Here is a 4,268-nt window from a genome sequence, read left to right as displayed (position 1 = left end):
TCTCCGCGCTTTGAGATAAAGGGAAGCTCGTGGATATCGACTCCGACGCCGTGTCCGGTGCTGTGAAAAAACGCCTCGCCGTAACCCTGAGCGGCGATAAAATCCCTAGCCGCCGCGTCGATCTCGCGCGCCTTTTTGCCGGGCATAACCGCCGCGATCGCCAGAGCCTGAGCCTCTTTTACGATTTCGTAAATTTCTTGCCGCTTGGCGTTTTTAAAATTTTGCTCTTTGCCGAAGTTAAAATTTTCGTCAAAGCACGCCGTGCGCGTCCTATCGGAGCAGTAGCGGTTAAATTTAACCCCCGCGTCAAGCAGGAGCAAATCGCCCTGCCGTAGCCGCTTTTTGCTCGGCAGAGCGTGCGCCTTTGCGGCGTTTTCGTTGATCGCGACGATAGGCGAAAAGCTAAGCGCGAGCTCGCCCTTTTTCTTAAAAATAAGCTCGGCGTTAAAAAACAGCTCCTCTTCGCTCATGCCTTCGCCCTCGGCGCGCACGAACGCGGCAAATTCGTCAAATCTCTCCGCACCCAACTGCGCCGCGCGTTTTAAAATTTTTATCTCATCCTCTGATTTTACTATGCGCGAAATTTGCGAAAAATTCGCCCGCGCCTTAAATCTTATCCCAAGCCCCTTGCTAAGCGCCTCCCACTCGCCCGCGCTAAAATCGTACGGGTTGTAGCTAAGCTCAGCAACGCCCGCCTTTCGCAAAAACAGCCGCGCGTCTTTTATCAAATTTCGCTCGACCTCGATCACTTCGGTATCGCGGCAAAGCTCGCGCGCCTCGATGCTATAACGCGCATCGGTGAGGAAAAATTTGCGCCCCGCGAGACTTAAAAATATCGCGTTGTCGCAGCTGTATCCGCACTCGTGAAATACGGCGTTTTCGTCCTTTAGGATAAAATTTTTCAAATTTTGCCTCGTTTTACTCCGCTTTTTCGCCCGCTCTTGCGGCTTTCATAGCTTTTATCTGCTCGAAAATTTGCAGCATCGCAATCATAGCTAGGTGGTAGCCCACAGGCCCAAAGCCCACGATCTGTCCCGCAGTTACCGGCGCTATGAGGCTTTTTTGGCGGAATTCTTCGCGGCGGTGGATGTTGCTGATATGCACCTCGATGACCGGAAGTCCGACGGCTGCGATAGCGTCGCGGATCGCGATAGATGTGTGCGTGTAGGCGGCTGGGTTTATGATGATGCCGTCAAATTCGCCGAAGCACTCTTGGATTTTATCCACTAGCTCGCCCTCGAAATTGCTCTGAAAAAACTCGATCTCGATGCCGTTTTGCTCGGCAAAAAGCTTCATCTGCGCGTGGATATCCTCCATCTTCATCGAGCCGTAGATATCGGTCTCGCGCGTGCCCAGCATGTTGATATTCGGGCCTTGGATGACCATTAGTTTAGATTTTGTTTCCATTTTTAGCCTTTTAAAAGATTTAAATTTAGCCTTGATTATACATTTTTTAAGCTAAATTTTCGCTACAATCACGAAAAATAGGAGCTTAAAAATGATCATCGTTAAACCGAAATTTACAATGCTATGCGACGAAAATTTTACCGTTTTAGAGGATGCGGCGGTCGCTTTTGATGAACGTATCAAAGCCGTTGGCGAGGCCGAGCAGCTGCGAAAAAGATACGAGGACGCGCGGTTTTTAGAGTATCCAGACGCCGTTTTGGCGCCGGCTTTCATCAACCCGCACGTACATCTGGAGTTTAGCGCGAACAAAACCAGCCTCGTTTACGGCGATTTTTTAGAGTGGCTTAGCTCGGTTATCGCCTCTCGCGGCGCGCTCTCGCAGGCGGCAAACGAGGACGTCATCGCCTCTGCGATAAAAACCATGCAGCGTAGCGGCGTGGCGAGCTTCGGAGCGGTTTCTAGCTTTGGCGGAGATTTGGAGGCCTGCGCGAACTGCGGCGGCAGGGTCGTGTTTTTTAACGAAATTTTGGGCACGAACGAAGCCGCGCTTGAGCAAAGCTTGGCAAATTTTATCACCCGCTTTGAAGCGTCGCAAAAGCGCAAAAGTCCGCTTTTTACGCCCGCGGTTTCGGTGCATTCGCCCTACTCTACGCACCCTGATTTAGCCGCTGCTGCGCTAAATTTAGCCCGCGAGCGGGAGCTGATCGTCTCGACGCATTTTATGGAGAGCGAGCATGAAAAAAGCTGGCTAGAAGGCGGCTCGGGCGGCTTTAAAGAGTGGCTGGGCAAATTTAACCCCGCCGCGCGTCCGCTTTATACGCCAAGCTCGTTTGTAGCGATGTTTGCAGGCATTCGCACGCTCTTTACGCACTGCGTTTGGGCGGATGATTTTTCGGGCTTTGACCGTGAGCTTCACAGTCTCACGCACTGCGCGGTTTCAAACAGGCTGCTTAGCAAGCGCACGCTAAATTTACGTGCCGCACTGGATGCTGGAGTGTGCATAAACATCGGCACGGACGGCCTTAGCTCAAACATGAGCCTAAATTTCCTTGATGAGCTGCGGGCAAATTTGCTCATTCACGCCGAATTTGATCCGCTAGAGCTTGCTAAAATTTTACTTCTAGCCTCGACTAAAAACGCCGCAAGCGCGCTAAATTTAGAAGCAGGCGAGATAAAAGAGGGCAAGCTAGCCGACCTCGCGCTCTACGGCGGTTTTGCGGACGCGGACGCAGCGCAGCTACCGCTCATGCTCATCTTGCACGCCAAGGGCTGCGAGCAGCTATTTGTAGGCGGCGCAGAGGTAAATTTAAACGATTGGGCCGAATTTGCGGTTTAGGCTTTGGCGCGGCAAATACCAAATTTAAGCTCAAATTTGAGGCTCGTTTCTCAAATCCCGCCCGCTAGCTAAATTTATAAATTTAAATGGTAAAATGCGCCCGAATTTCACGAAAACGATAAATTTAAAGGAAAAAAATGGGATTTTTGAGATTTATTTTTGCGCCGATTGCGGCGATTTTTAGGTTCATAAATACGTATTTTAAGGCAATGCTGTTTTTACTCATCGTATTTTTGATATTTTTTAGCGGCAAGGGCGAAAACGTAAATCCGCCCAACCTAACCCAGATCAACCTCTCAGGCGCGATCATGGACGCAAACGAGGCGCTAGAAAAGATCGAGGCCGCGCGCAAGGACGGCGACATCAAGGGCGTGCTGCTTTATATCGATAGCCCGGGCGGCGCGCTGGCGCCTAGCGTCGAGCTGCACCTCGCGGTCAAAAATCTGCGCGCCAAAAAGCCCGTGGTCGCGTATGCGGGCGGGTCGATGACGAGCGGCAGCTACTACGCGGGTGCCGGCGCAAACAAAATTTTGGCAAATCCTGGCGCATTTATCGGATCGATCGGCGTGATAATGCAAGGCGCGGATGCTAGCGAGCTAGCGGCTAAAATCGGCGTCTCGCAGCAAATCGTAAAGGCGGGCGAGTATAAAGAGGCGGGGACGTTTCTGCGCCCGTGGAGCAAGATCGAGCGCGAACAGCTGCAAGAGCTCGTAAACGCCAGCTACGAGATGTTCGTAAGCGACGTGGCGGCGGATAGAAATCTAGACGCGAACAAAATCAAGGAGTGGGCGAACGCGCGGGTATTTCTGGCTCGCGATGCGGCAAAGCTTGGGCTCATCGACGAGGTGAGCGATTATTATTCCGCGCGCGCCGAGCTAGAAAAGCTAAGCGGCGTGGCCGAGCCCGTCTGGGAAAAGCCGTCCGTCTACGAAAAAGCGATGCAAAAATTTATAAATCAGGGTGCAAACTCGCTAATATCGGGGTTTTTTGAAGCTAAGGCGAGGTAAATTTAAAGGCGCGGCGTGAAAATAATCTCGAAATTTAAAGATAACTACGACTTTATGGTATCAAAATACGGCCTTGACGAGACGCTGGTTTACGACCGCAGAAACTCGACTCCGGTAAGCGCGGATGAGCTATGGAGCCTTAGCGAGCTCGATAAACCGTTTTTAGAAAACGCCGGTTCGCGCTACAAAGTACGCGTAGGCAAGGACGGCAAGCTTATTACTGATTTTTATGCGGGCAAGGTTTTGCCGCGCCTGCTTCACTCCGTGATTTTTATCGGCAAAAACTTGGTTCATATTTTTGCCGCCGGGGGTAAAATTTACACCGATTTCGACCTTGCGGAAAACGAGCGAGAGGAGATGTATTTTAACGGCGATATTTTGACGTTTAAAGACGGATTTTGCGCTTATATCGCCTCGCGGTTTGAGAGCGATATTTTACGCTTTGCCGCGCTTAGAGCAAGCGACCCGGCGGCTCTTAGTAGCGCCGATAAGGCTAGCGAGAAGGAAAATTTAAGCGC

The 4,268-nt window shown here is 51.3% G+C and carries 5 protein-coding genes; 3 read left to right on the top strand and 2 right to left on the bottom strand.

Annotation, left to right across the window (positions count from 1 at the left end):
- Window positions 1–905: M24 family metallopeptidase (locus Q0338_RS01985; RefSeq protein WP_298085296.1), on the bottom strand; the 905-nt coding region annotated here is incomplete at its 3' end.
- A 13-nt stretch (window positions 906–918) separates the two neighbouring features.
- Window positions 919–1,407, bottom strand: a complete 489-nt coding sequence (gene aroQ, locus Q0338_RS01980; RefSeq protein WP_298085295.1) for a type II 3-dehydroquinate dehydratase — start codon at window positions 1,405–1,407, stop codon at window positions 919–921.
- 91 nt (window positions 1,408–1,498) lie between these two features.
- Between aroQ and Q0338_RS01975 the strand changes: the two genes are divergently transcribed.
- The 3 genes from Q0338_RS01975 to Q0338_RS01965 all read left to right on the top strand — a co-directional run.
- Window positions 1,499–2,743 (top strand): metal-dependent hydrolase, encoded by a 1,245-nt coding sequence (locus Q0338_RS01975; protein ID WP_298085294.1) that lies wholly within the window; start codon window positions 1,499–1,501, stop codon window positions 2,741–2,743.
- Between the two features lie 137 nt (window positions 2,744–2,880).
- Window positions 2,881–3,750 (top strand): signal peptide peptidase SppA, encoded by an 870-nt coding sequence (gene sppA / locus Q0338_RS01970; protein WP_298085293.1) that lies wholly within the window; start codon window positions 2,881–2,883, stop codon window positions 3,748–3,750.
- 15 nt (window positions 3,751–3,765) lie between these two features.
- Window positions 3,766–4,268, top strand: a 503-nt coding sequence (locus Q0338_RS01965) for a hypothetical protein (protein WP_298085292.1), incomplete at its 3' end; no start/stop codon positions are given.

Origin of the sequence: uncultured Campylobacter sp. (genome assembly GCF_938018145.1) — a bacterium.
Taxonomy (GTDB): domain Bacteria; phylum Campylobacterota; class Campylobacteria; order Campylobacterales; family Campylobacteraceae; genus Campylobacter_A.
The sequence above is the reverse complement of the archived record's forward strand: the minus strand, read 5'-3'. Positions and strand labels throughout refer to the sequence as shown.

Excerpts from the sequence above, each read along its gene's own strand:
- Q0338_RS01975 (WP_298085294.1), top strand. The coding sequence starts at position 1,499 with ATGATCATCGTTAAACCGAAATTTACAATGCTATGCGACGAAAATTTT.
- aroQ (WP_298085295.1), bottom strand. The coding sequence starts at position 1,407 with ATGGAAACAAAATCTAAACTAATGGTCATCCAAGGCCCGAATATCAAC.
- sppA (WP_298085293.1), top strand. The coding sequence starts at position 2,881 with ATGGGATTTTTGAGATTTATTTTTGCGCCGATTGCGGCGATTTTTAGG.